Annotated in this window: 20 protein-coding genes; 4 read left to right on the forward strand and 16 right to left on the reverse strand. The window is 33.6% G+C overall.

Features of this window, described 5'->3' with window-relative positions; translation table 11 throughout:
* Window positions 1–12: 12 nt before the first annotated feature.
* Genes gap through ACGK9U_RS07375 form a run of 6 tightly spaced genes read right to left on the reverse strand, consistent with a single transcriptional unit; the run spans window position 13 to window position 5,067 of the window.
* Complete coding sequence (gap, locus tag ACGK9U_RS07350) at window positions 13–1,029, reverse strand: type I glyceraldehyde-3-phosphate dehydrogenase (RefSeq protein WP_394465718.1); 1,017 nt, start codon at window positions 1,027–1,029, stop codon at window positions 13–15.
* A 2-nt stretch (window positions 1,030–1,031) separates the two neighbouring features.
* Complete coding sequence (gene lipA / locus ACGK9U_RS07355) at window positions 1,032–1,913, reverse strand: lipoyl synthase (RefSeq protein ID WP_394465719.1); 882 nt, start codon at window positions 1,911–1,913, stop codon at window positions 1,032–1,034.
* 50 nt (window positions 1,914–1,963) lie between these two features.
* Entirely contained in the window at window positions 1,964–3,208 is a 1,245-nt protein-coding gene (locus ACGK9U_RS07360) for an NRAMP family divalent metal transporter (protein ID WP_394465720.1), read from the reverse strand.
* Window positions 3,209–3,754: an RNA polymerase sigma factor gene (locus ACGK9U_RS07365; protein ID WP_394465721.1), complete on the reverse strand. Its 546-nt coding sequence runs from the start codon at window positions 3,752–3,754 to the stop codon at window positions 3,209–3,211.
* Window positions 3,745–4,857 carry a glycosyltransferase gene (locus tag ACGK9U_RS07370; protein ID WP_394465722.1) on the reverse strand — a complete coding sequence of 371 codons (1,113 nt, stop codon included), beginning with the start codon at window positions 4,855–4,857 and terminating at the stop codon, window positions 3,745–3,747. The genes ACGK9U_RS07365 and ACGK9U_RS07370 overlap by 10 nt, the downstream gene beginning before the upstream one ends.
* A 6-nt stretch (window positions 4,858–4,863) precedes the next feature.
* Window positions 4,864–5,067 carry a membrane or secreted protein gene (locus ACGK9U_RS07375; RefSeq protein ID WP_394465723.1) on the reverse strand — a complete coding sequence of 68 codons (204 nt, stop codon included), beginning with the start codon at window positions 5,065–5,067 and terminating at the stop codon, window positions 4,864–4,866.
* Window positions 5,068–5,221: 154 nt separating this feature from the next.
* Here ACGK9U_RS07375 and aqpZ point away from each other — a divergent pair, with 154 nt between their 5' ends.
* Window positions 5,222–5,908 carry an aquaporin Z gene (gene aqpZ, locus ACGK9U_RS07380; protein WP_394465724.1) on the forward strand — a complete coding sequence of 229 codons (687 nt, stop codon included), beginning with the start codon at window positions 5,222–5,224 and terminating at the stop codon, window positions 5,906–5,908.
* 89 nt (window positions 5,909–5,997) lie between these two features.
* Here aqpZ and ACGK9U_RS07385 read toward each other — a convergent pair whose 3' ends face one another.
* The 4 genes from ACGK9U_RS07385 to ACGK9U_RS07400 form a co-directional block, all read right to left on the reverse strand.
* Window positions 5,998–6,786, reverse strand: coding sequence for an anti-sigma factor domain-containing protein (locus tag ACGK9U_RS07385; RefSeq protein ID WP_394465725.1), 789 nt, complete (start codon window positions 6,784–6,786; stop codon window positions 5,998–6,000).
* Window positions 6,787–6,798: 12 nt separating this feature from the next.
* A complete protein-coding gene (locus ACGK9U_RS07390; RefSeq protein ID WP_394465726.1) occupies window positions 6,799–7,329 on the reverse strand; it encodes an RNA polymerase sigma factor in 531 nt (176 codons plus the stop codon).
* Window positions 7,330–7,395: 66 nt separating this feature from the next.
* Window positions 7,396–8,409: a UDP-N-acetylmuramate dehydrogenase gene (murB, locus tag ACGK9U_RS07395; RefSeq protein WP_394465727.1), complete on the reverse strand. Its 1,014-nt coding sequence runs from the start codon at window positions 8,407–8,409 to the stop codon at window positions 7,396–7,398.
* The gene (locus ACGK9U_RS07400; protein ID WP_394465728.1) at window positions 8,409–9,599 is read right to left on the reverse strand and encodes a pyridoxal phosphate-dependent aminotransferase; all 1,191 of its coding nucleotides are present in this window, start codon (window positions 9,597–9,599) and stop codon (window positions 8,409–8,411) included. Before ACGK9U_RS07400 ends, murB begins: the two co-directional genes overlap by 1 nt.
* A gap of 125 nt (window positions 9,600–9,724) precedes the next feature.
* On the opposite strand from ACGK9U_RS07400, the gene ACGK9U_RS07405 reads away from it, so the two are divergent.
* A complete protein-coding gene (locus ACGK9U_RS07405) occupies window positions 9,725–11,062 on the forward strand; it encodes a PDZ domain-containing protein (protein WP_394465729.1) in 1,338 nt (445 codons plus the stop codon).
* A 51-nt stretch (window positions 11,063–11,113) separates the two neighbouring features.
* Here ACGK9U_RS07405 and ACGK9U_RS07410 read toward each other — a convergent pair whose 3' ends face one another.
* On the reverse strand, window positions 11,114–11,539 hold the full coding sequence (locus ACGK9U_RS07410) for a DUF1573 domain-containing protein (protein ID WP_394465730.1): 426 nt from the start codon (window positions 11,537–11,539) through the stop codon (window positions 11,114–11,116).
* A gap of 296 nt (window positions 11,540–11,835) precedes the next feature.
* Here ACGK9U_RS07410 and ACGK9U_RS07415 point away from each other — a divergent pair, with 296 nt between their 5' ends.
* Window positions 11,836–14,472 (forward strand): valine--tRNA ligase, encoded by a 2,637-nt coding sequence (locus tag ACGK9U_RS07415; protein WP_394465855.1) that lies wholly within the window; start codon window positions 11,836–11,838, stop codon window positions 14,470–14,472.
* A gap of 113 nt (window positions 14,473–14,585) precedes the next feature.
* On the opposite strand, the gene ACGK9U_RS07420 is transcribed toward ACGK9U_RS07415, so the two are convergent.
* The 5 genes from ACGK9U_RS07420 to ACGK9U_RS07440 form a co-directional block, all read right to left on the reverse strand.
* A complete protein-coding gene (locus tag ACGK9U_RS07420) occupies window positions 14,586–16,733 on the reverse strand; it encodes a cation:proton antiporter (RefSeq protein WP_394465731.1) in 2,148 nt (715 codons plus the stop codon).
* Window positions 16,734–16,820: 87 nt separating this feature from the next.
* A complete protein-coding gene (locus ACGK9U_RS07425; protein ID WP_394465732.1) occupies window positions 16,821–19,136 on the reverse strand; it encodes a TonB-dependent receptor plug domain-containing protein in 2,316 nt (771 codons plus the stop codon).
* Window positions 19,129–20,040, reverse strand: coding sequence for a FecR family protein (locus ACGK9U_RS07430; RefSeq protein WP_394465733.1), 912 nt, complete (start codon window positions 20,038–20,040; stop codon window positions 19,129–19,131). The genes ACGK9U_RS07425 and ACGK9U_RS07430 overlap by 8 nt, the downstream gene beginning before the upstream one ends.
* Before the next feature lie 83 nt (window positions 20,041–20,123).
* Window positions 20,124–20,921 carry a cation transporter gene (locus ACGK9U_RS07435; protein WP_394465734.1) on the reverse strand — a complete coding sequence of 266 codons (798 nt, stop codon included), beginning with the start codon at window positions 20,919–20,921 and terminating at the stop codon, window positions 20,124–20,126.
* A gap of 15 nt (window positions 20,922–20,936) precedes the next feature.
* Complete coding sequence (locus tag ACGK9U_RS07440) at window positions 20,937–21,452, reverse strand: RNA polymerase sigma factor (RefSeq protein ID WP_394465735.1); 516 nt, start codon at window positions 21,450–21,452, stop codon at window positions 20,937–20,939.
* 169 nt (window positions 21,453–21,621) lie between these two features.
* On the opposite strand from ACGK9U_RS07440, the gene ACGK9U_RS07445 reads away from it, so the two are divergent.
* Window positions 21,622–23,361, forward strand: a complete 1,740-nt coding sequence (locus ACGK9U_RS07445; protein WP_394465736.1) for a hypothetical protein — start codon at window positions 21,622–21,624, stop codon at window positions 23,359–23,361.
* Window positions 23,362–23,417: the final 56 nt, after the last annotated feature.

The raw sequence follows: 23,417 nt of genomic DNA on the forward strand, positions 1-23,417 counted from the left end.
GGGCAAATATAATTATTTTATCGATAAAACACACTTTTTCTTCGATAAATTACATATTAAATCAATAATTCTTTTAGAATAGCCGGTTTCATTGTCGTACCAGCCTATAATTTTTACCATATTTCCTATTACCGAAGTCATATCAGAATCGAAAATGCAAGAATGTGTGTTTCCAACAATATCAATAGAAACGATTGGGTCTTCAGTATATTCTAAAATACCTTTTAAGTTGTTTTTAGCGGCTTCTTTAAAGGCATTATTTATATCTTCAATAGAAACTGCTTTTTTTACATTAAAAGTAATATCGGTTAACGATCCATTTATAACCGGAACCCTAATGCCGCAACCACCGATAACATCGGATAGTTCAGGGAAAATTTTAGTTAACGCTTTGGCTGCTCCAGTAGTAGTAGGTACTATGGATTGACTTGCAGCCCGCGAACGACGTAAATCTCTATGTGGTTGGTCGTGCAAACTTTGGTCTGTTGTGTAAGAGTGTACTGTTGTAATATAAGCTTGATTGATGCCGCAAAGTTTGTTTATAACATCAATCATAGGAGCTGCATTATTGGTTGTACACGAAGCGTTGGAAATAATGGTTTCAGTACCATCAATACAGGAATCGTTAACACCAAGTACAATGGTTTTTATATCATCTTCAATAGGTGGAACACTTAAAATAACACATTGGGCCCCATTGGAAATATGGTTTTGTAAATCTGCTTTCAACTTAAACTTTCCAGTAGCTTCAATAACAAAATCAACATTAAAAGGTGTCCAATTAATGTCTTTTGGATGTTTTTTATTTAAAAGAGTAACTTTTTTACCATCCACAATAATGTTGGCATTATCGTAAGAAACTGTCCCGTTGAAACCTCCATGAACACTATCGTATTTAAGTAAATGGCTTAATGTTTTAGCATCAGCCAAATCATTTATGGCAACAACTTGAATGTCTTTATAATCTTGAAGAAGTCTAAAAACACGTCTGCCTATTCTACCAAAGCCATTGATAGCAATATTAATCATAACTAATTAATGTGTTTTTGGGCTTTATATGAAGAACGCACCAATGCACTACTTTCAACATGGCGAAAACCTAATTCTAAACCAATTTCCTCATATTCTTTAAACTGGTCTGGATTGATAAATTGCTTAACAGGTAAATGTTTTTTACTCGGTTGTAGGTATTGACCAATAGTAACCACATCAACATCATTCGCTTTTAAATCGTGTAGTGTTTGAATAACTTCTTCACGAGTTTCACCCAAGCCAAGCATAATGCCCGATTTTGTACGACGTTGTCCTTGTTGTTTTAAATATTTTAAAACCCCCATACTTCTGTCGTACTGTGCTTGAATACGTACTTCTCGGGTTAAACGTCTAACGGTTTCAATGTTATGCGATACCACTTCTGGTGCTACATCTACAATTCTGTCAATGTGTTGTTCCATCCCTTGAAAGTCAGGAATAAGTGTTTCCAATGTGGTTTCAGGGTTCATTCTTCTAACGGCTTTTACAGTTTCAGCCCACATAATACTTCCCATATCCTTTAAATCGTCTCTATCAACACTTGTTAGAACCGCGTGTTTGATATTCATGATTTTTATAGAACGTGCTACTTTTTCTGGTTCATCCCAATCTACAGTTTCTGGTCTTCCGGTTTTTACGCCGCAAAAGCCACAAGAACGGGTACATACATTACCCAATATCATGAAGGTAGCAGTGCCTTCTCCCCAACATTCTCCCATATTTGGGCAGCTCCCAGAAGTACAAATGGTATTTAGTTTGTATTTATCAACCAAACCCCTAAGTTCGGTATACTTTTTTCCTGTTGGAAGCTTTACACGAAGCCATTTAGGTTTTGCTTGTCGCTCTTCGGGCAATATATTTGAAACGGTTTCTGAATCCATATCTTAAAAAAATAAAGCACAAAGATACGAAGTATTCTTTTAAAAGTACTTTATAATGATGTGAGATACCAGATGCTAAATCCTATTAAAAAAGCAATACCTAACCAACTTAAAATGTGTAGTTGTTTTGATGGATGCCATTCTTTAGGCGTGTGCTTGCTACAAATTAATTTGTAATTGATGATAGCATAAAACGGCGCCGTAATAAATGATAAAATGGTAGCTACTTGTATTAATAAACCCATTTCTGAAGCGAAATACAAAAAGATAAAAAGCGTTCCTATAGTTAATAAGGCAATCCAAAAGATATAATTAAGAGTTGAGGATTTTTTAAATAACAAAGTAGTTGTTTTTGCCATGGCTCTTGGCGAAGCATCTAGGGTTGTTAATGTGGTGCTGAACATGGTTGTAAATGCAGCAATACCAATAATTACATATGCCCAATTGCCTAAGTTCTGGGTGTACATATTAATTAATTGCCCAGAAAAAACACCTGCTGAATTGCTGAATGTTTCTCCGCTATGGAACATAACCAAAGTGCCTAAAAGTAGAAAGCCAATACCTATTACTATAGTGCTGAGGTAGCCGATATTAAAATCGAATAATGCCGATTTGGTTGAATACTGTTTGGTTTCAACATTTTTCTCAATAGCCCAAAGAGATTGCCATACAGAAACATCTAAGGGTGCAGGCATCCAGCCCATAAAAGCGATAAGAAAACCAATTTCTAAAGTGTTTGTTGGTAATATTTGTTGGAATGAAAGTGGTTCGACGTTGTTTGTGAGTGCGATACCAACTGCTAAAATGGTACTAATGGTTAAGGTAATGATGATGATTTTCATTAACCTATCTAAAAGCTTGTACTTACCAAGTGTTAAAATAATCAAACAGATGAATAGAATAATAATTGTCCACGTTTCAATACTGGTTATGGTTTTGTTTCCAAGGTTAAATGTTGCAAAATCACCAAAAAGACTAGAGGCTAAACCAGCAGTGACAATAGTTACGGCCGTTTGTATGGTAAACATGGTGGCTAAATTAAGTGTGTAATAAATAGCCAAAACACCTTTGCCTAATTTATTGTAACCATCTAATAAACTTTCGCCAGTAGCGGTTGCATATCGTGGGCCGAATTGAAAAAACGGATATTTGCAAACATTTACTAAAAGCAATGCCCACAATAAACCCAAACCAAAATCGGCACCAGCACGTGTCGATTGTACCAAGTGCGACACGCCAATTGCTGCACCAGCAAATAGTAAACCAGGACCTAAGTTTTTAAGTTTAGTTATCATTTACTGTTCCTGAATAATTTCTGCCAATAATTTTTTAGCACGCAGTAACTTCACTTTTACGTTATTTATAGGTTCTTTAAGTTGGATTGAAATTTCCTTATAACTCAGCTCTTGAAAGTAACGTAAATTTATAATTTCTTGGTAATGCGGCTTTAGTTTTTTGATGTCGCGAAGAAGTTTAGCTAAGTGTTGCTCGGTTATAAGTTCGTCTTCGGGTGATGGCGATTCATCTAAAATTTGATAAACCGATTTGTCATCATTTGAAATAACTTGGGAAATTGATTTTTTCTCCTTCCGAAGCAAATCGATATGAATGTTTTTTGAAATAGTGATAAGCCAGGTTTTGAACTTGTAGTTTTCATCAAAAGTTTCAATGCGATCAAACGCTCTCGAAAATGTTTGTATGGTTACATCTTCCGCATCATTTTCGTTTTGAATACGCTTTAATTGAAAACCGTAAACATCATCCCAAAACGTATCCAACAAAAAATTAAACGCTTTTTGGTCGTTTTCCTTGGCGCGTTTAATGGCTTCTTTTATTTCCAATGATTTGGTTTTGAAATAAGATTATTTATAAAGATAGTTAATTGTGTGATAACTAAAAAAACTTCTAAAAAGGGAAACAGTACCACAAGGTCTTGTTCACCTAATTTTTTTGCCGACATGCCAAAAATAGTATACTGCAATATTAGTTTTGTTAAAATCAGACCAACAACGATTGGCCAATTAAATAAAGTAATAAGAAGAACGGGTGCTAAAGTCCAAAAGAGTAATTGCGTACAATAAAGTAATGCTAATAAAATTTTATGATTCGATTTGTAATGTTTTGCTGTTGAAATGTGCCTTCTTTTTTGTTTTACCCAATCACTAAAGGTGGTTTTAGGAATCGATTGTGTTATGCTATTTTCAGAAAAACAGATGGCAGTATTGCTTTTAGTGGCTACTTGATTTATAAATAAATCGTCATCACCCGAGAGTACTTTTATATGGTTGATGAAACCGTTTGCACTAAAAAATTCCTTTTTGGCATAAGCTAAATTTCGGCCAACACCCATATAAGGTATGCCGGCTTTAGCAAACGAAAAGTATTGAACGGCAGTAACCAACGTTTCAAACCTAATGAGTTTGTTTAAGAATGAGTTTTTGATTTTAGAATAAGCTCCGTAACCTAAAACAATGGTCTTTTCACCATTAAAATGAGAGCACATATCATGTATCCAATATTTGGAAAGCGGTTTGCAATCGGCATCGGTAAACAAAAGATAATCGTTTTTTGATGCTTTAATACCAAGCGTTAAGGCATACTTTTTATTTCCCCAAAAAGCTTCAATGTTCTTAACATCAACAATTTTAATATTACTGTGTTGCGCTGCAAAAGCTTCAATTACATCCAACGTATCGTCTGTTGAAGCATCGTTAATTAAAACAATTTCAAACTCGGGATAATTTTGCGAAATAACAGAAGGTAAAAAGTTTTGAAGGTTCTCTGCTTCGTTTTTAGCACATATAATTACTGAAACGGGCATGTTTTTTGTTCGCTCCTTTTTAGGTTTTATGAATGCAAACTTTGAGAAGAAAAAAATATAATAAGCAATTTGAATAACAACTACAATTATAAAACTGTAGAAAATAAAATCAATAAAATTCATAAAGTATTATGAATGTTGAGGTTCATTACAGTCGCCAAATTGGTCTGGAGTTTTTCCGCAAAAACCACAACTTTCACCGTTTTTATTAAGCATTGGGTTTTGGCTTGCACAAGTACCTGCAAATTTACCATCTTTTTTAGCCCAAATTTTAATGGCAATTCCTGCAATTCCTAATCCTAATAAAGCGATTGTTATTAAAAGAAGTTTCATCTGTTTTTAATATTTACTGCAAAGATAAAGTATTTAACTATTAATTTCTAAAAGTTTATTTATTGAAAGTCAGATTGTGACGAATTAATTTTTTAGTGTCTGATTATAAATATTTTACTACATTTATAAAACTAACTTTTAAAATTATTAATTTATGAAAAAATTATTAGCAGAATTTTTTGGAACATTTTGGCTTGTTTTTGGTGGCTGTGGTAGTGCTCTTTTTGCAGCAGGTTTTCCAGAATTGGGAATTGGTTTTGCTGGTGTAGCACTAGCTTTTGGTTTAACAGTATTAACAATGGCATTTGCGGTTGGTCATATTTCAGGAGGACATTTTAATCCTGCGGTCTCATTAGGATTATGGGCAGGTGGTAAATTTGAAGCTAAAAACTTATTGGGTTATATTTTTGCACAATTAATTGGAGCAATAGCAGCTGCGTGTGTTTTATATTTAATATTGTCTGGAAAAGCAGATTTTGTTAATTTAAACGGTTTTGCGGCAAATGGTTATGGCGAGTTGTCTCCCGGAGGATTTGATATGCTATCAGCATTAGTTGCTGAATTTGTACTGACAGCATTTTTTCTATTAGTAATTTTAGGAAGCACTAATGATAGAGCCCCAAAAGGTTTTGCTCCTATAGCTATTGGTTTAGCGCTTACTTTAATCCATTTAATAAGTATTCCAATAACAAATACTTCTGTTAATCCGGCGCGTTCTACAAGTCAAGCCTTATTTGCAGGTGGTGACTTTGCAGGTCAACTTTGGTTATTTTGGGTAGCTCCAATTGCAGGTGCTATTGTGGCAGGATTAATTCATAAAGCATTATTTGATAAAGAATAAATATTTAAATTAATTATAGTAATTAAAAAAAGCCTTGTTTTATATTTAAAACGAGGCTTTTTTAATGGATTTTACTATTAATCTATACACTATTGTAAATCTATTTCTGCTACCATTCTATCTAAAGAAGCAGTAGTGTTACCACCTTTAGGTTCTATGGTAATATTTAATGCTAGTGCATTTTCAGTATAAGGAATTGCCCTTAATTGTCTGTCGGCTTCAGTTAAAATACCTAAGCTTACCATTTTTCCTTGTAACTCTGCCCAAATTTGGTAGCATTGTTCTTCAGGTAATTGAGGTAAAGAAACTACATCTATCATAGATGTTTTGTCCTTAGGATTTATATAAGCCACCGTTTTTAAATTTTTTGCACGACTGTTACCCTGCATGATGTATTTGTAAGTGTCGGGGTCATTAAGTTCCATAAATTGGTTCATAATGTCGTCTAACTTTTTATTGTTGGCATCAATGTCGCTACGTAAATCAAAAATCTCGTCTACAACCACTTGGTTTTCTTCGGCCAATTTTTGATTTTTTAAATGTAGGAAATATGAGTTTCCTGCAAATATTAAAGCAGCTATACTGGCAGCCACACTAAATTTGTACCATAATTTTTGTCTTGTAGCAGTGTTCATTTTTACAACAGGTGCTTCGTCAAGTTCATCTAAAATGTTGTTTAAGATGCTTTTAGGGGCTTCAACCGCATTACTTTTGGCAACAATTTCTAAGTTGTATTGTAATGTGTTGTAGGCATTCTGTACTCCTGGATATTTTGAAATATAAGACTCAACCATTTCTGTTTCGGCAGAAGTAGTTTCGCCTAATAGATATTTTTCTAGTAGGCCAGAATTTAAAAAAGTAGTTATTTTCGCATTCATGACTGTTTTAAATTAAGGATGATAAATTTTTTTCAATTCACGCAATCCAATTTTTAATCTCGATTTTATAGTTCCCAGCGGAATATCTAATTCCTCGCTGGCTTCTTGTTGGGTCATGCCCTCAAAAAAGAGAGCATTTATTACTATTTGATATTTCTCGTCCAAACTGCTCAGGTGTTTTTGCATGTCCATCACATCCTGATTTAATTCGTCCGCCGATATTTTATATACGTTAGAATCTTCTAATTGGACTTCCTTAGCACCTTTGTTTTTTTGCGACCTAACTTTATCTATAGCAGTGTTATAGGCAATTCTATAAAGCCAAGTGAATAATTTAGCTTTACTGGAATCGTACTTTTTTGAGTAGCGCCATATTTTTACAAAACTTTCTTGAAGTACATCTTGTGCCGTATCATCATCTGTTATAATTTTTTTTATAACACCGTATAAAGCATCTGCATAGTTTTCATAAAGTATGGTAATGGCTTTTTTGTCGCCACGTTCCAATAAGCCAACTATTTCTTTTTCTATAGATGAAATCAAGATGAATAGGTTTAAAAAGTTAAAAACGTACTGTTTATTACGTCAAAGTTAGAAATTTCTTTGTTATCATAAGATATTTACTTCGGCTTCTATATAAATATCAAAAAGACGTTTAATGGTTTCTTGAATTAAAATTGATAGTTTTAATATGTCAGCCCCTTTGGCATCACCATAATTTACCAAAACCAAAGCTTGATTTTTATGCACACCATAATCGCCAAAACGCTTGCCTTTAAAACCTGCCTTTTCAATAAGCCAACCTGCAGGTATTTTTACTTCTTCATCTGAAACAGGGTAACTAGGCATATCATTAAAATTCTCAAGTAATTTAGTGTAATGTGCTTTTGAAACCACCGGATTTTTAAAGAAACTACCACTGTTACCGATAATTTTTGGGTTTGGTAATTTGCTTTCGCGAATGGCTATTACGGCTTTTGAAATATCTTGAATAGTAGGTTCGGTAATATTCATAGCTTCCAATTCGGAAGCAATGGTGCCATAGTTAATATGCAGTTTGTGGTTTTGTTTACTTAATTTGAAGGTTACATAGGTAATAATGTATTTGCCTTTAGCTTCGTTCTTAAAAATAGAGTTTCTATAATCGAAATGGCAATCTTCTTTTTTAAAAGTTTCTATGGTTTTGTTTTCTATTGAAATAGCCTCGCAAGACTCAAAAGTATCTTTAATTTCCACACCATATGCACCAATGTTTTGAATAGGCGTGGTGCCTACATTGCCTGGAATTAACGATAAGTTCTCAAGACCTCCAAAATTGTTGTTAATGCACCAAAGTACAAATTCGTGCCAGTTTTCGCCCGCAGCAGCTTTTATTAAAACAGAATCTTCATCTTCCGATATAATTTCAATACCTTTTAAATTGATAAGAATAACAAGTCCGTTAAAATCCTGGGTCAATAGCATATTACTGCCGCCACCTAAAACAAGCTTGTTAGGATACTCTTTTAAAGATAGAATCTGTTTTAATTCTTCAACATTCGCAACCGAAACAAAATGGCTTGCAGTTACATCAATGCCAAAGGTATTGTAAGGTTTTAACGATATTTTTTGTTCTATTTGCACTAATCTTTGTAAACTTTAAGGGCTTCTTTTAAAATGTGAACTGCTTTAATTAAGCTTTCTTTGTTAAGTACATAGGCAATTCTAACTTGGTTTAAGCCCAAACCTGGTGTAGAATAAAATCCGCCAGCAGGAGCAACCATAACGGTTTCGCCATTAATATCAAATTTTTCTAAAAGCCATTGTGCAAAATCATCGGAGTCTTTAATTGGCAACTCAACAATGCAATAAAAAGCACCTTTGGGTTTTGCTACTTTTACGCCGTCTATTTTTTGTAATTCGCTAATTAATGTGTTGCGTCTATCTACATATTCAGCAATTACATCGTCAAAGTAACTTTGTGGTGTATCTAGAGCTGCTTCGCTTGCAATTTGTGCGTATGTTGGCGGACTTAATCGAGCTTGAGCAAATTTTAAAACCGTTTTTAAAACGGTTTTGTTTTTAGAAACCAAACAGCCTACACGCGCACCACACATGCTATATCGTTTTGAAACAGAATCTATTACTACAGCGTGTTCTTCCAATCCATCTACTTGCATAATAGAGTAGTGGGTGTTGCCATCGTAAACAAACTCACGGTATACTTCATCAGCCACCAAAAATAAATCGTGCTTAATACATAAAGCGGCCAGTTTTTCTATTTCTTCTTTTGAATATAAATAACCTGTTGGGTTACCAGGGTTACAAATTAAAATAGCCTTGGTTTTAGGTGTAATTAGTTTTTCAAACGTTTCAATGGAAGGCAACGCAAAATTATCATCAATACTGCAAACCGCGGGCACAACGTTAACACCCGAAGAGGTTGAAAACGCAATATAATTAGCATAAAAAGGTTCAGAAATGATAACTTCATCACCTGGGTCCATAATGCTACTGAACAAAAATAATAAACCTTCACTCGCACCAGTGGTAACAACAATATCTTCATGCGACACTTTAATGTCGAATTTATTATAGTATGCTGCTAACTTTTTTCTGTAAGTGTCTGAACCTTCAGATCTCGAATACGAAAGTATTTCAATATCATTTTCTTTAACCGCATTTAAGGCGACTTCAGGTGTTTTTATATCAGGTTGTCCTATGTTTAAATAGTAAATAGTTTTTCCATCTTTAGTAGCTTGTTCTGCATAAGGTACTAATTTACGTATAGGTGATTCGGGCATTAAAAGCCCTTTTCTAGATATAGTTGGCATTTTTATTAATTATAAGGCGCAAAGTTGAGAAAATTATCTTAAAGTTTTTTTAAAAAGCTGACTAAAATAAACTTAGTGTCATAAAGATTTGTAAATTAAATGTGTGTAAAGCCTAGTTTTCAACTATGAAAAGGTTTCTGATTTTTATTGTATTCTGTTTTTTATTTAACAACCTTGGTTTTTCGCAGGGGTATTTTACTATTCAAAATAAACACAAATCGGATAAGATAAATTTTAGGCTTATAAACAATCTAATTATTATTCCTTTAGAAATTAATGGCGTAACACTTTCTTTTCTGTTAGATACTGGTGTAAGTAAACCAATAATCTTTAATTTTTTAAATGTTTCCGATACTTTGAAAATTAAAAATACCGAATCTATTTTTTTAAGAGGTTTGGGTGAAGGTGAAGTTGTTGAAGCATTAAAATCTACCGATAATCTTATCAAAATTGGTGATGCTGTTAAATTGAATCAAGATTTATATGCCATATTTGATGCTAATTTAAATTTGACTCCAAAATTGGGATTCCCTGTGCATGGTATTATAGGAAACGACATTTTCAAAGATTTTATAGTTGAAATAAACTATTCTAAAAAGTATTTAAGATTGACTGAACCACAAGCCTATCGTTATAAAAAATGCAACAAATGTGAAACGTTCAACTTAGAGTTTTATAATGACAAACCTTATATAAATGTAGAAGTTACCATTGATAATAAGGATATTCCCGTAAAGTTATTGATAGATTCTGGTGGTAGTGATGTATTGTGGTTATTTGAAAACGATTCGTCAGGGATAAAATGCGGCAATAAATATTTTGAAGATTTTTTAGGGCATGGTTTAAGCGGCAGTATTTACGGTAAGCGTTCTAAAATAGGGAAACTTTCCTTAAAGAGTTTTGTTTTGGAAGATGCTAACGTTGCTTATCCGGATAGTTTATCAATTCAATTTGCAAGGAAGCATAAAGATAGAAATGGCAGTTTAGCAGGAAATGTTTTGAAACGTTTTAATATGGTTTTTAATTACCAAAAAGGGACTGTAACACTTAAGAAGAATAGATATTTCAAAGAAAAATTCAGTTATAACAAGAGTGGTATAGAATTGTCCCATGATGGTGTTAGGTTGGTAAGGGAGTTTAAAAATAGAACAGCTACTGGTTATGATATAGAAAAAAGCGATGATGGTACAAATGGAACAAAGATTATAATAAACCCGGAGTATAAATTAACATTAAAACCAGCATATGCTATAGTTGAATTGCGAGCCAATTCTCCTGCGCAGAAAGCAGGGTTGCATATTGGAGATCTTGTTTTAAGTGTTAATGGCAGGCCTTCCTATCAATTTACATTGCAAGAATTAATGCACGAGTTTTTTGAAGATGCAGGTAAGCGCATACGATTGAAAGTAGATAGAAATGGTAAAGAATTAAATTTCAGTTTTAATTTAGAAAACCCATTTTAAACAAAAAGTCCTAAACATCTGTTTAGGACTTTTATTTAAGCTATAATTTTGTTACTGTTGAACAATACTCTTGTTTGTTTTTTCAAGAACATTGGCAGTTTTAGTATCAATAACTTCACCTTTAATTTTTAAGGCAACAGTTGGAGTTTCCGCATTAGATATAACAGTAATGGTCTTTCTAATTGGGTTAACTCTATTGGTGTCATATTTCACCTCAATTTCACCAGTTTTTCCAGGTAAAATAGGACCTTCTGGCTTTTTAGGAATAGTACAACCACAGCTGGAAGTAACGTTCGAAATTATTAAAGGTGCGTTACCTGTGTTTGTAAATTCAAAAACACGTACACCGTTTGAACCTTTTTCAATAGTTCCATAGTCAACGGTATCTGTTTTAAACTCGATTTTAGCTACTTTGTCTTGTGCATTAATAGCCAGACTTGCTAATCCTATAAATAATATTGTAATTAATTTTTTCATTGTTTATTGATTTATTTTATTGATTTGTTTTTTATGTTTTATAATTAATTCAGTTATTAGTAACTTAATAATGTAGGTCAAACATACTTATTTTTTATATAAACATCAAAAATAACAGATGAAATGCTTTTTTTATGTTGTTTTCATTAGTTAAAAGTACATATTCCTTTTCTATTATAATTCTTAAAAATTGTTAAAATAATAATCAATTACTTTTTTCAACCTATAATATACCTTTCACAGAAAAAGAAATATAAGTACTTTTGCAACTTATTATTCAAAAACTATTCCAAAGTATGCAAATGCCGTCAAAATATGATGCAAGTCAGGTAGAAACTAAGTGGTACAACTACTGGATGAAACACAATTATTTTCATTCAGAACCAGATGAAAGAGAACCTTATACCATTGTAATTCCTCCACCAAACGTAACGGGTGTACTTCATATGGGGCATATGTTGAATAATACCATTCAAGATGTATTAATTCGTCGTGCGCGCTTACAGGGTAAAAATGCCTGTTGGGTTCCTGGAACCGATCATGCATCTATTGCTACCGAAGCCAAAGTGGTTGCAAAACTTAAGGAACAAGGCATTGATAAAAACAGTTTATCTCGCGAAGAATTCTTAAAACATGCCTGGGATTGGACCCATGAGTATGGAGGTGTTATCTTAGAACAACTTAAAAAATTAGGCTGTTCTTGCGATTGGGATCGAACCAAATTCACCATGGATGATGATATGAGTGAAGCGGTCATTAAGGTTTTTGTTGATTTACACAAAAAAGGACTTATTTATCGTGGGTACCGTATGGTAAACTGGGATCCTGAGGCCAAAACAACACTTTCTGATGAAGAAGTAATTTATGAAGAAAAGCAGGGAAGTCTTTATTATTTAAACTATAAGATTGAAGGTAGTAACGATGTTTTAACCATTGCTACCACACGTCCAGAAACTATTTTTGGCGATACCGCTATTTGTATCAACCCTAACGATGAGCGTTTTGCACATCTAAAAGGCAAAAAGGCTATTGTGCCAATTTGTAACCAAGTTATACCTATTATTGAAGACACGTATGTTGATGTTGAGTTTGGTACAGGCTGTTTAAAAGTAACGCCTGCACATGATGAAAACGATAAAGTTTTAGGAGATAAGCACAACCTTGAAGTTATTGATATTTTTAATGAAGACGCTAGTTTAAACAGTTTTGGCTTGCATTATCAAGGGAAAGATCGATTTGTTGTTAGAAAGGAAATAGTTAAAGAGCTTGAAGAAAACGGCGTTTTAGTTAAAACCGAAACCCATATCAATAAAGTAGGAACGTCTGAAAGAACCAAAGCTGTTATTGAACCACGATTATCAGACCAATGGTTCTTAAAAATGGAAGAACTTGTAAAACCAGCAATTGAAGCGGTTTTAGGTGAAGATTCCGAAATTAAATTATTTCCAAAAAAGTTTGAAAACACTTACCGTCACTGGATGGAAAACATCCGCGATTGGAATATTTCGCGTCAGTTATTATGGGGGCAACAAATACCAGCCTACTATTATGGCGACGGAAAAGAGGATTTTGTAGTTGCTGAAACTCTTAAAGACGCTTTAGAATTAGCTAAACAAAAAACCAACAACCAACAACTAACAACTGCCGACTTGCGTCAAGACACCGACGCTTTAGATACTTGGTTTAGCTCATGGTTATGGCCAATGAGTGTGTTTGATGGTATTAGAAATCCTGAAAACGACGACATTAAATACTACTACCCAACCAACGACTTAGTTACAGGTCCAGATATTTTATTCTTTTGGGTGGCCCGTATGATTATTGCAGGTTACGAATATAAAGGTGAAAAACCATTCCAAAACGTGTACTTAACAGGTTTGGTACGCGATAAGCAACGTCGAAAAATGAGTAAGTCTTTAGGAAATTCACCAGATGCATTAAAACTAATTGAAGAATACAGTGCCGATGGCGTTCGTGTTGGTTTATTATTAAGTAGTGCCGCCGGAAACGATTTAATGTTTGATGAAGCACTTTGCCAACAAGGTAAAGGTTTTGGAAATAAAATTTGGAATGCTTATCGTTTGGTTGATGGTTGGGAAATTGATGAAATCATACCGCAACCTAACTCTAGTAAAATAGCGCTGGAATGGTACGAATCGAAATTCCAAAAAGCCTTGGTAGAAATAGAAGACCATTTTAGTAAATACCGTTTAAGTGATGCTTTAATGGCGATTTACAAACTTATTTACGACGATTTTTGTGGTTGGTTGTTAGAAATGGTAAAACCAGCATACCAACAACCTATTGATGCGGTAACTTATAAAGCGATTATCTCGATTTTTGAAGAAAATTTAAAAATTGTGCATCCGTTTATGCCGTTTTTAACAGAAGATATTTGGCATTATATAGCTGAAAGAACGCCAGAAGAAGCATTAATTGTTGCAAAATGGCCAGAAGCTAAACCAATAAATGAAGCTTTAATTACTGAGTTTGAATTTGCTTCAGAAGTTATTTCGGGCATTAGAAACCTCAGAAAACAAAAAAATATTGCGTTTAAAGATGCCATAGGTTTTTCGGTAATAAACAATGAGAAATCAAGCACTGGTTTTGATGATGTTATAGTTAAGTTAGGAAATCTTGAGAGTATTAATTATGTAAACGAAGCGGTTGATGGAGCGCTAACATTTCGAGTAAAATCCAATGAGTATTTTATTCCTATGGCTGGAAGCATTGATGTAGAAGCTGAAATTAAAAAACTAACGGAAGAATTAAATTATACCGAAGGCTTTTTAAAATCGGTACAAAAGAAACTATCAAACGAGCGTTTTGTTGCAGGTGCACCCGAGCAAGTAATTGCTAACGAGCGTAACAAAGAAGCGGATGCTTTGGCTAAAATTGAAACTTTGAAAGCGAGTTTGGCAAATTTGAATTAAGGGTTTTAGGAGGTTTGTTTAACTGTAATGATATGAGTCCGTTTTAATAACTTATATCAGGCGACAAACGAATTTAGTTGAAGTTTTTACAAAAATAAAATTTTATGTAATTGTTACTTCTTCCTAAAAACCCCAGCAATGGTTTTTCCAATTTCATCCAGTTTTTCTAATGGTTCTAACAAGGAAGGGTTGTTAAACTCGATGGTGTTGTTAATGGAAGCGGGTTTCATGATAGGGCAAACCAAAATAAAGCTATTGGACGTTAAATATCTGTTTAGATAAATTGAGATATTCTTGATGTTTTTTTGGTAAGATGGTTCGTCTTTTCTAGTTAAAATAAAAATTAAATTATCGTCTAATTTAATATTATTGGAAAGTGCTTTGGCGCTGCTCCAACTGTTGAAGATTACAAAATCCGCTTCAATAGGGTGTTCAAAATGGATGTTTTGAATCACTTTAATGGTTTGTTCCGTACCGTAAAAAACCAATTTGGTCCCGGTGTTGTAGGCAATGTTCCAAATTTTCAATAACCAAAAAGGAAATCCTATTTCATTTTCAACATTATTGGGCATGATAATGATGTGTCTTTTTATGGTTGAAATAGGCTGCAAAGATTTATAAATAAACGTCGTGGCATTGCATTTAGATAAAATACCTTCGGTTAAATCTCCTAAAAATGATTCTGAAATATTGGTTTTAACATGAAGGCCCGATATTAAATCGGTTATCTTTTTTTCTTTGGCAACATTTAAAACCCCATTTAAAACATTCATATCGTAGCGCAATAATTTTTTTAAATGAATGTCTGTTGCCGAAGCAATTTTTATGGCCTTGTCAAGAATTTTAATGGCATTATTTTCTGCTTTTACATCGGAATTCTCATTATTGATAACATGTAAAGCGAAAATGGATTCTTTGTTTTCTTTAGATTTTATTATAGTGCTTAAATTGATTAGTTCCTCAACGGTATCGGCGTTATTAACGGTAACCAATATTTTCTCTTCGTTTTCAGTATCGCTTTTGTCTCTTGCGGTAGATTGAAATATGGACAGATTTCTAGATCCTTTTTGAACCACGAAGGTGGAAATGGTACACGTAACCAAAATCATTATAATGGTGCCATTCAAAATACTTTCTCCCAACAATCTTATAGGTTCTCCAGTTTCGGTTTCACCAATAATGATGTTGTATCCCACCGAAACGGTTGCTAATGTAACGGCAGCATGTGCAATGCTCAAACCAAAAATAATGCGTCGTTCATCTACCGAAAATTTAAACGATTTTTGTGTTGCCCAAGCGGCGAAAAACTTTGCTAATGTTACGGCAATCGTCATAATAACAGCTACCAGAATGGTTTCAAAATCGGTGAAAAAGGCACGGTAATCAATCAACATACCTACACCAATTAAGAAAAAAGGAATAAAAATGGCGTTACCAACAAACTCAATACGGTTCATTAAAGCCGATGTAGAAGGGATTAATCTGTTAAGTGCAAAACCCGAAAGCAGTGCGCCAATAATGGCTTCAATACCTGCGGCTTCAGCTAAAAACGAACCTAGGAACAATATAACCAAAACAAAAATGTACTGTGAAATATGATCTTGATAACGCTTTAAAAACCATCTGCCAATAATTGGAAAAATATGTAAAACAATAAACCCAAAAACTACAACCGAAATAAAAAGCCGAATCCAAAATTCTAAATTGGTCGTGCCTTTTGTCATACCTACAATAATGGCAAGTACTAAAAGTGCCAGGGTATCGGTTATCATGGTGCCACCCACTACTAGATTTACAGCACGGTTTTTGGTAATGCCGAATTTACCTAAAATGGGGTAGGCAATAAGGGTGTGTGAGGCAAACATACTGGCAAGTAAAACCGATGTAAGCACAGAAAATTTAAGAATAAAAATACCTACTAAAATTCCAAATGTCATGGGAATGGTAAAGGTGTACAAACCAAACAACAGACTTTTGAATTTGTTCTTTTTAAATTCGTTCATGTCTATTTCTAAACCAGCTAGAAACATAATATAAAGCAAACCTGCCGTTCCGGATAAAATGATGCTACTATCGCGCAATAGTAAATTAAATCCGTTAGGTCCAATAACGGCACCCGCCAAAATGAGACCTAAAATATGGGGAATTCTTAATTTGTTAAGAATAATAGGGGCTAGTAGAATAATGATTAAAATAATAAGAAATTTTAATACCGGATTGGTAAATGGCAGCGAGGTATCTAAAATGTTTAATAGTAACATAACCCTTGTTATTTTCAGCCAAATATATGAAATGGTTTGTTCCGTTTATGAAAATAATACACGGTCGCTTTTTATTTTTAATTTGTATTAAAAGTCAATCCTAAAACTCACATTAGGAGTGATTCCTAGGGATTGGTTTTCAACTTTAACAATTTTATTTTCATCATCTAAAGTATGGTATGAGTTTATAATATTATTTTTGTTGAAAACGTTCCAGACTGAAACCCCTACCGTTGCTTTGGAAGCACGGGAAATATCAAATTGGTAAGTAGAAGAACAATCGGTGCGTAAGTAGTCTTTTAAGTTGGCGCTGTTTGGACTTGAGTAAGTTATTTCGGTGTTGTTAGGATCGTCGTTTCTGTTTGCTGGTGTGGTTGGTTTTCCAGAATGCCAATTTAAACCAATTGCCAATTTAAAATCATTCTTGGTGTAAGTGCCGGCAAATGTTACGGCGTGTTTTATATCTGCATTGTTGGGGAAGGGTTTGCCTTTATTTAAAGCGTCAAACGTATAATTATTTGTATTATATGAGTATGAAATCCACGTACTAACTATATTGGTAAACTGTTTGTTTAGTAAAAAATCGATGCCTTTAATTTCGTAACTCCCTATGCTATTTACAAATTGATATTGGTTTTGAAATCCTTGGCTTCGTGTGGTGATACCATCTACTTTTTTAATATAAGTTTCAGCACTAATTAAAAGTTTGTTTTTATTGTAATGAATACCCACCGAGGCTTGTTTACTTTTTAAAACAGGAATGTCTTTGTTGTTTGATAGCACCCATCTTCGTTTTTCAATGCCCAAGAAATCGTTTTGTAAATCGATAATTTGTGAGGTAGTTTGACTTTTAAATTCTCCTAAAACTTCCAATCTGAAATCGTTTAAAAACCGCTGACTAAAACTTAAACGTGGTTCTGCGAAGAGCATATCGAATTTTTGAATGTAGTTTAAACGCGCACCTACCTTTAAATTTGTTTTAACGTTGTTTGATAGAAGTCCTGTTTCGGCATAAACAGCATGACTGCGAATGACTTCCTTTATAAAACTTCTAAATGCAGGATTGTTAATGTCCTCTAAATTACTAATGCCCACCTCAATAAATTGGTAGCCCCCATTTATTTTAAGTTGATGGTTTGGGCAGTAGTTAATATCCAATTTTGCAGCACCGTCATACACTTCGTTTTCCTGAATTAAGCGTTGGTTGTTGGTGATGTCGTGATTGGTGGCATCTAAATCGTAATTTGAAACATAAATTTGAGAGGTTGTCGAAAGCGATTCATTCCAATCTTTGGTATAGGTAATTCCAGTAGCTAAATTTCGTTGCGATAGTTTGCTATTAAAAGCTTCATTTCTATCGTTTATGGTAGATTGTTCGTCGTAATTTAAAAAGTTGTTTACGTTTAAAAAATGAATGCGGACTCTGTCTTTTTTAGTGATGTTGTATAAGAATTTTAAATTTACATCGTAAAAATAGAACTGTTCATTTTTAGAAATGGAATTTCTGTTGGTTTTAGTTAAGTCGGAATCTTGAAAAATTCGTTTAAAATATTGGTCGTAAGTAGGCGTTAAAATTAAATCGGTTACCGAACGACGTGATGCTATTTGCAATTCGGTTTTATTTGAAAGCGGAATTTTAGCAAATCCATCTGCATTAATTAAATTAAAACCCAAACCTGCTTTAAACTCATTGTCAATATCGTTGGGCAATTGCATATCGATAACGCTCGAAATGCCATCGCCATATTTAGCACTGGTACCATTTTTGTAAACATGTATTTTTTTTGTGGTGTAGGGATTGAAAGCTGAAATCAACCCAAAAAAATGACCCGATTGGTACATTTTAATGCCATCCCAAAGCAGGAGGTTTTGGTCGTGTGTGCCACCACGAACGTTAATATTGGAAACTGTTTCATCGGTACTTAAAACACCTGGTAATGCTTGAATGGTTTGTAAAACATCGGGTTCAATAAGTCCCGGAAGAATGCCGAAAGTTTCTGGTTTTATGGATAGGGAACCATCGTTAAGCTTTGATATGCCTGTTGTTAGGTAGTTATTAATGGTTACTTCCTCCAAGTTTTGCATTTTGAAGGAACTTGGTTGCCGGTCGGTTTTGTTTTTAATAACAATAAAGCGGTTGTCCAACAATTCGAAATCTAATAAAGTTTCGGTTTTTAGTGTTTCCAAAACTTCTTCTAGTGATGATTCTAAGTCTGGTAAAGTGGCTTCCTTTTTATTTATGGTTTCATCTATAAAAGAAAAACGAATGCTATATGTTTCTTCAAGAACTTTTAAAATGGAAATAAGGGGTTGCTTTTCTTTTTGAATGTTTTGCGCTTTTAAGGATGCAACATTCAAAAAAAACAGCGATAAAAAAATAGAAAGGAGTCCTTTTCTACTCACGTTTTAAAGTTATAGTACCGTTGGTTTTACTATAAGTTACGTGTAAAGGTAATGTAATTGCCTTTAAAGCAACTTCCAAATTGTTGTGTGCAAAACTACCTGTAAATAATTGGTTAGCATCAATGTTTTGAAGTTTGAACGTTACATGGTATTGTCTTTCAAATTCTGCAATAACTTCTTTATAAGGTAGGCTTTTAAAAGTACTTTCGTTATTTAACCACGAAGGTGTTGCGCTGTTTTCTTTTTCTTTAGCAATTTGTTTCCCATCTATAATTAAAAAACTGTCACCAGGTTTTAATTTAGTTTCTTGAGAATTGAACGTAACGCCAACCAAACCTTCGTAGCAAATAACCTCAAAATAATGATCTCGTTGTTTTACATTAAATTGAGTTCCATAAACCTTTACGGTTCCAGATTTTGTAATAACTTGGAACGATGAACCTTTGGCAACTTTAAAAAACGCTTCGCCTTCTAGCGTTACTTCGCGTTCATTTTTCCAAGAATTTTTATTGAATGCTAAGAGGGATTTCGCATTTAAATTAACACTAGAATTATCTGGTAGTTCTACAATTGTTTTTTGAGCAAACTCTGTGGTTATTTTAGTGTCTATAGTAGTTGTATAAAAGTATATACTGAAACAAATAGCAAGAATTGCCGCAACGCGCATCAATGGTTTTATCCAATTTGAAGGTCGCTTTTTGGGTACACCAATAGCTATTGGGGTAATGGTTTTTAAAACACGTTCCAATTCTGAAGAAGTATTATAGTCATCTGCCTTAAAAGCCTGTACGCCATCCGATAACTTTACCAAATCATCATAGTCTTCAAGCATTTTAAACGCTTCAAGTTCCTGATCATTCAGATCGTTATTTAACCATTTTGATATTAACTCTTCTCTGTTCATCTTTTCTGTATTCAATTATATAACAGTTTACTTTAATTTTTTCCTACCCTAACTTAAAAAAAGTTTTAAAGTTTGTCAATCTTTTAATTTCCTAACTTTAGTATTCTTAATGCTCCTTGGGTTACTAATATAAAAACTATCATACCTATAATTAAGTCTGGTTTATTTGAATTTAGCCAATTAACTAACAAGCCAGCAGCAATAACCCCTAAATTAATAATAACATCGTTTGAGGTGAAAATCATGCTGGCTTTCATGTGTGCTTCCTCCTTACTTTTCGATTTTTGAAGTATATAAAGACAAATTCCGTTAGCAACTAAAGCAAATAAAGCTACAATTATCATGGTTGAAAAATTGGGTAAATTATCCGATTCGAAAAAAAAGCGTCTTAAAACTTCCATAAATCCTAATATGGCAAGTATTATTTGAAATATACCTGCAATTTTAGCAATTCGTTTTTTTCTTATCAAAGTGCCTCCAACCGCAAAAAGGCTAATGCCATAAACAAATGAGTCCGCAAGCATGTCTAAACTGTCTGCTACCAGTCCCATTGATTTTGAAATTAATCCAGTTGTCATTTCTATTAGAAAGAACACAAAGTTGATAGCAAGAACCGTCCAAAGTAATTTTTTCTGATTTGATTGTTTTTTAAATTCGGTTTGATCTGACTGTTCGGTTTTTAGTTTCTTTCCACCTAAATTTAGTTCTTCTATTGATTTTTCAATTATGGCAATTCCTCCAGAATGAAAAACGGTTAGTTTTCTGTTTGGAATATCAAAATCAAGATTTTTAATATTTGAAACTTCATCCAATTTCATTCTGATTAAATTTTCTTCAGAAGGGCAGTCCATTTTGGTAATTTCAAAAATTGTTTTTTCCATAGGAATGTTTATTAATTACAACTCTTTAATTTCCTTCCTTAATTTTTCCAACGCCCCGTAAATACGTTTTTCAACCGCTTTGGTGGAAATGTCTAAAATTTCAGCAATTTCTTTAAAGCGTTTGCCTTCCACTCGGTTCATCATAAAAGCTTCACGTTGAGCATCGGTTAAGTTTGATAATGCTTTTTGTAGTTTATCCATATACTGGGTTTCCTGCATTAAAAATTCAGGATTCTCGTTGGTATGCATTTTGGGTTTGGTTTGTTGGTGCTTTAAAACAACCTTTTGGTGTGCCGCTTCATTTAACATTAAATTATTAGCGGTTGTAAATACAAAACTCTTTGCTTTCTCTGGGCTTACTTTGGCGCAATTTTCCCAAAGTTTAATAAAGGCTTCCTGCACTTTGTCTTTCGGGTTTAGCAAATCGCCATACTTATAATATAAAAAGTTGTGTAAATCTTTGGCGTATTTATTAAATATTGAAGAAAACAAGCGCTCTTCGCAAATATTTTGATGTAGTTGTTTCTCCATTTTTAGTTAGTAGTTGAGCCACTAAAATAAGGTTTTTTGGCACTTCGGATGCGCTTGGTGTGACAAATTTTATATTTGAATTTAAATTTTTTTTAAACAAGGGTAGGAATTTTTAGAGTTATCCTGTTTTATATACAAAAAGCTATGTTAAACCCAAAAATCAACAATCATGAAAACTAAATTTAGAACATTTTTACTAATACCTTTTTTTGCCCTTTTATTGTTTGCTTCATGCCAAGAAGAAAAAATTGAGATAACCGAACCTACACAAGAGGAAGCTTTAGTGCCCCAAGCGCAATTAACTAGTTTAATTAGCGCTACCTCTAAGATGGATGGTTCTAAAGATAATATTATTGACGGTGCATCTTGTATTTCTGTTAAACTACCCGTTATTGTAAAAGTTCGTGGCATCGAGATTAGGATTGACTCTGAGGCAGACTATGAAAAAATAAAGCGTCTTTATGACGAACTGGAAGACGATATAGATCGTTTAGATGTCATATTTCCTATTACTATAACCACTGCAGAATACCAAGAGATTACGATAGAAAGTGCCGAACAATTATCTGAATTTATTGCCAAATGTAAAGGTGATGAGGAAGAAGAAGAAAGAGAAATAAGATGTATTGATTTTAAATTTCCAATAGCCTTTTCTATATACAACAGAGATTTTTCGGTAATCGATGTTGTAAATATTGAAAACAAAAAGCAACTTTACTTTTTTATAAAGCGCGTTAAAAATGCCGAAGTTTTGGCAAGTTTAAACTTTCCTGTAACCATGGTGCTTAAAAATGGCACGACCTTAACGGCCGAAAATAACGAACAACTAAGACGTATTATTGAAACGGCCAAAGATAGTTGCGAGATAGAAGATTTTTCAAAAGAACGTTTAGAAAACTATTTAAAAAAATGCCCTTGGATTGTTTATGAATTCAAAAGAAATAATCAAGACAATACCGCGCAATTCCAACAGTATGCCATTAATTTTAAAGAAAATGGTGTTGTTGTAATGCGCTCAAGAAATGGCGATATGTTGACCGGAACTTGGGGGCTAAGACCAACAAGACGTGGTGTACTTTTAAAAATGGCATTTGACAATTTAGCTGACTTTACTTTAGAATGGTTATTGTATGATTTTGAAGACGGAAAAATTAAAATCTACGAAGAAGGCGGTAACAGAATTATAATTAAGAGAAACTGCGATATTGTTATAGACATTACCAAAGAGCGCATTGAAAATTATTTACAAGAATGTTATTGGAGAATTGCACGATTAAGTATAAACGGTACCGATAAAGAAAAAGAATATATAGGAACACCGCTTAAATTTTTGCCGAACAACGAAGTTAAATTAAGAATAAACGGCGAGCTTGTTGCAGGAACTTACGAAATAGGCGTTAGAAACATAGGTTTTATACTTCAAATTACATTAGATGGACGTCCAGATTTAAAACTGGAATGGTTAATTACCTTCCTAGAACCAGGTTTAATAAAACTTGAAAACGCCAACAGTAAAATGGTGTTGGAAAGACATTGTTTTGATGTAGATGACGATTTAAAATACATCGATGCGGTAATAGCAGCAGGAACCTGGGAAGTAGCTACATACGATGATGGCTTGGTGCACGTGGTAGATCCAACCACAAACTTTTTTGGCTACACCGTTGACTTTCTATTAACAGGAAGAATAAAAGTTACCGATCCCAACAACGGTGTTACAGCCGGTTCTTGGTTAGCGTACCGAAAAGAAGGGCTTTATTTAGGCATGTTATTCGCCAACCAAGCACCGTTTAACGAGCTCACATTCAGATGGAAAATAAAAGCCATTGCAACAAACAGAATCGAATTAGTCGATTTAAGTGCTTCGGGCGAAATAGAGCGCACATTAATCCTTGAAAAGAAAAATTAATTATGTTTTTGGTTAAAAAGGGAGCCCATATATTTGGTTGGTTAGGTTAATTATTA

This window comes from Mariniflexile sp. HNIBRBA6329 (assembly GCF_043558645.1).
Lineage (GTDB): Bacteria > Bacteroidota > Bacteroidia > Flavobacteriales > Flavobacteriaceae > Mariniflexile.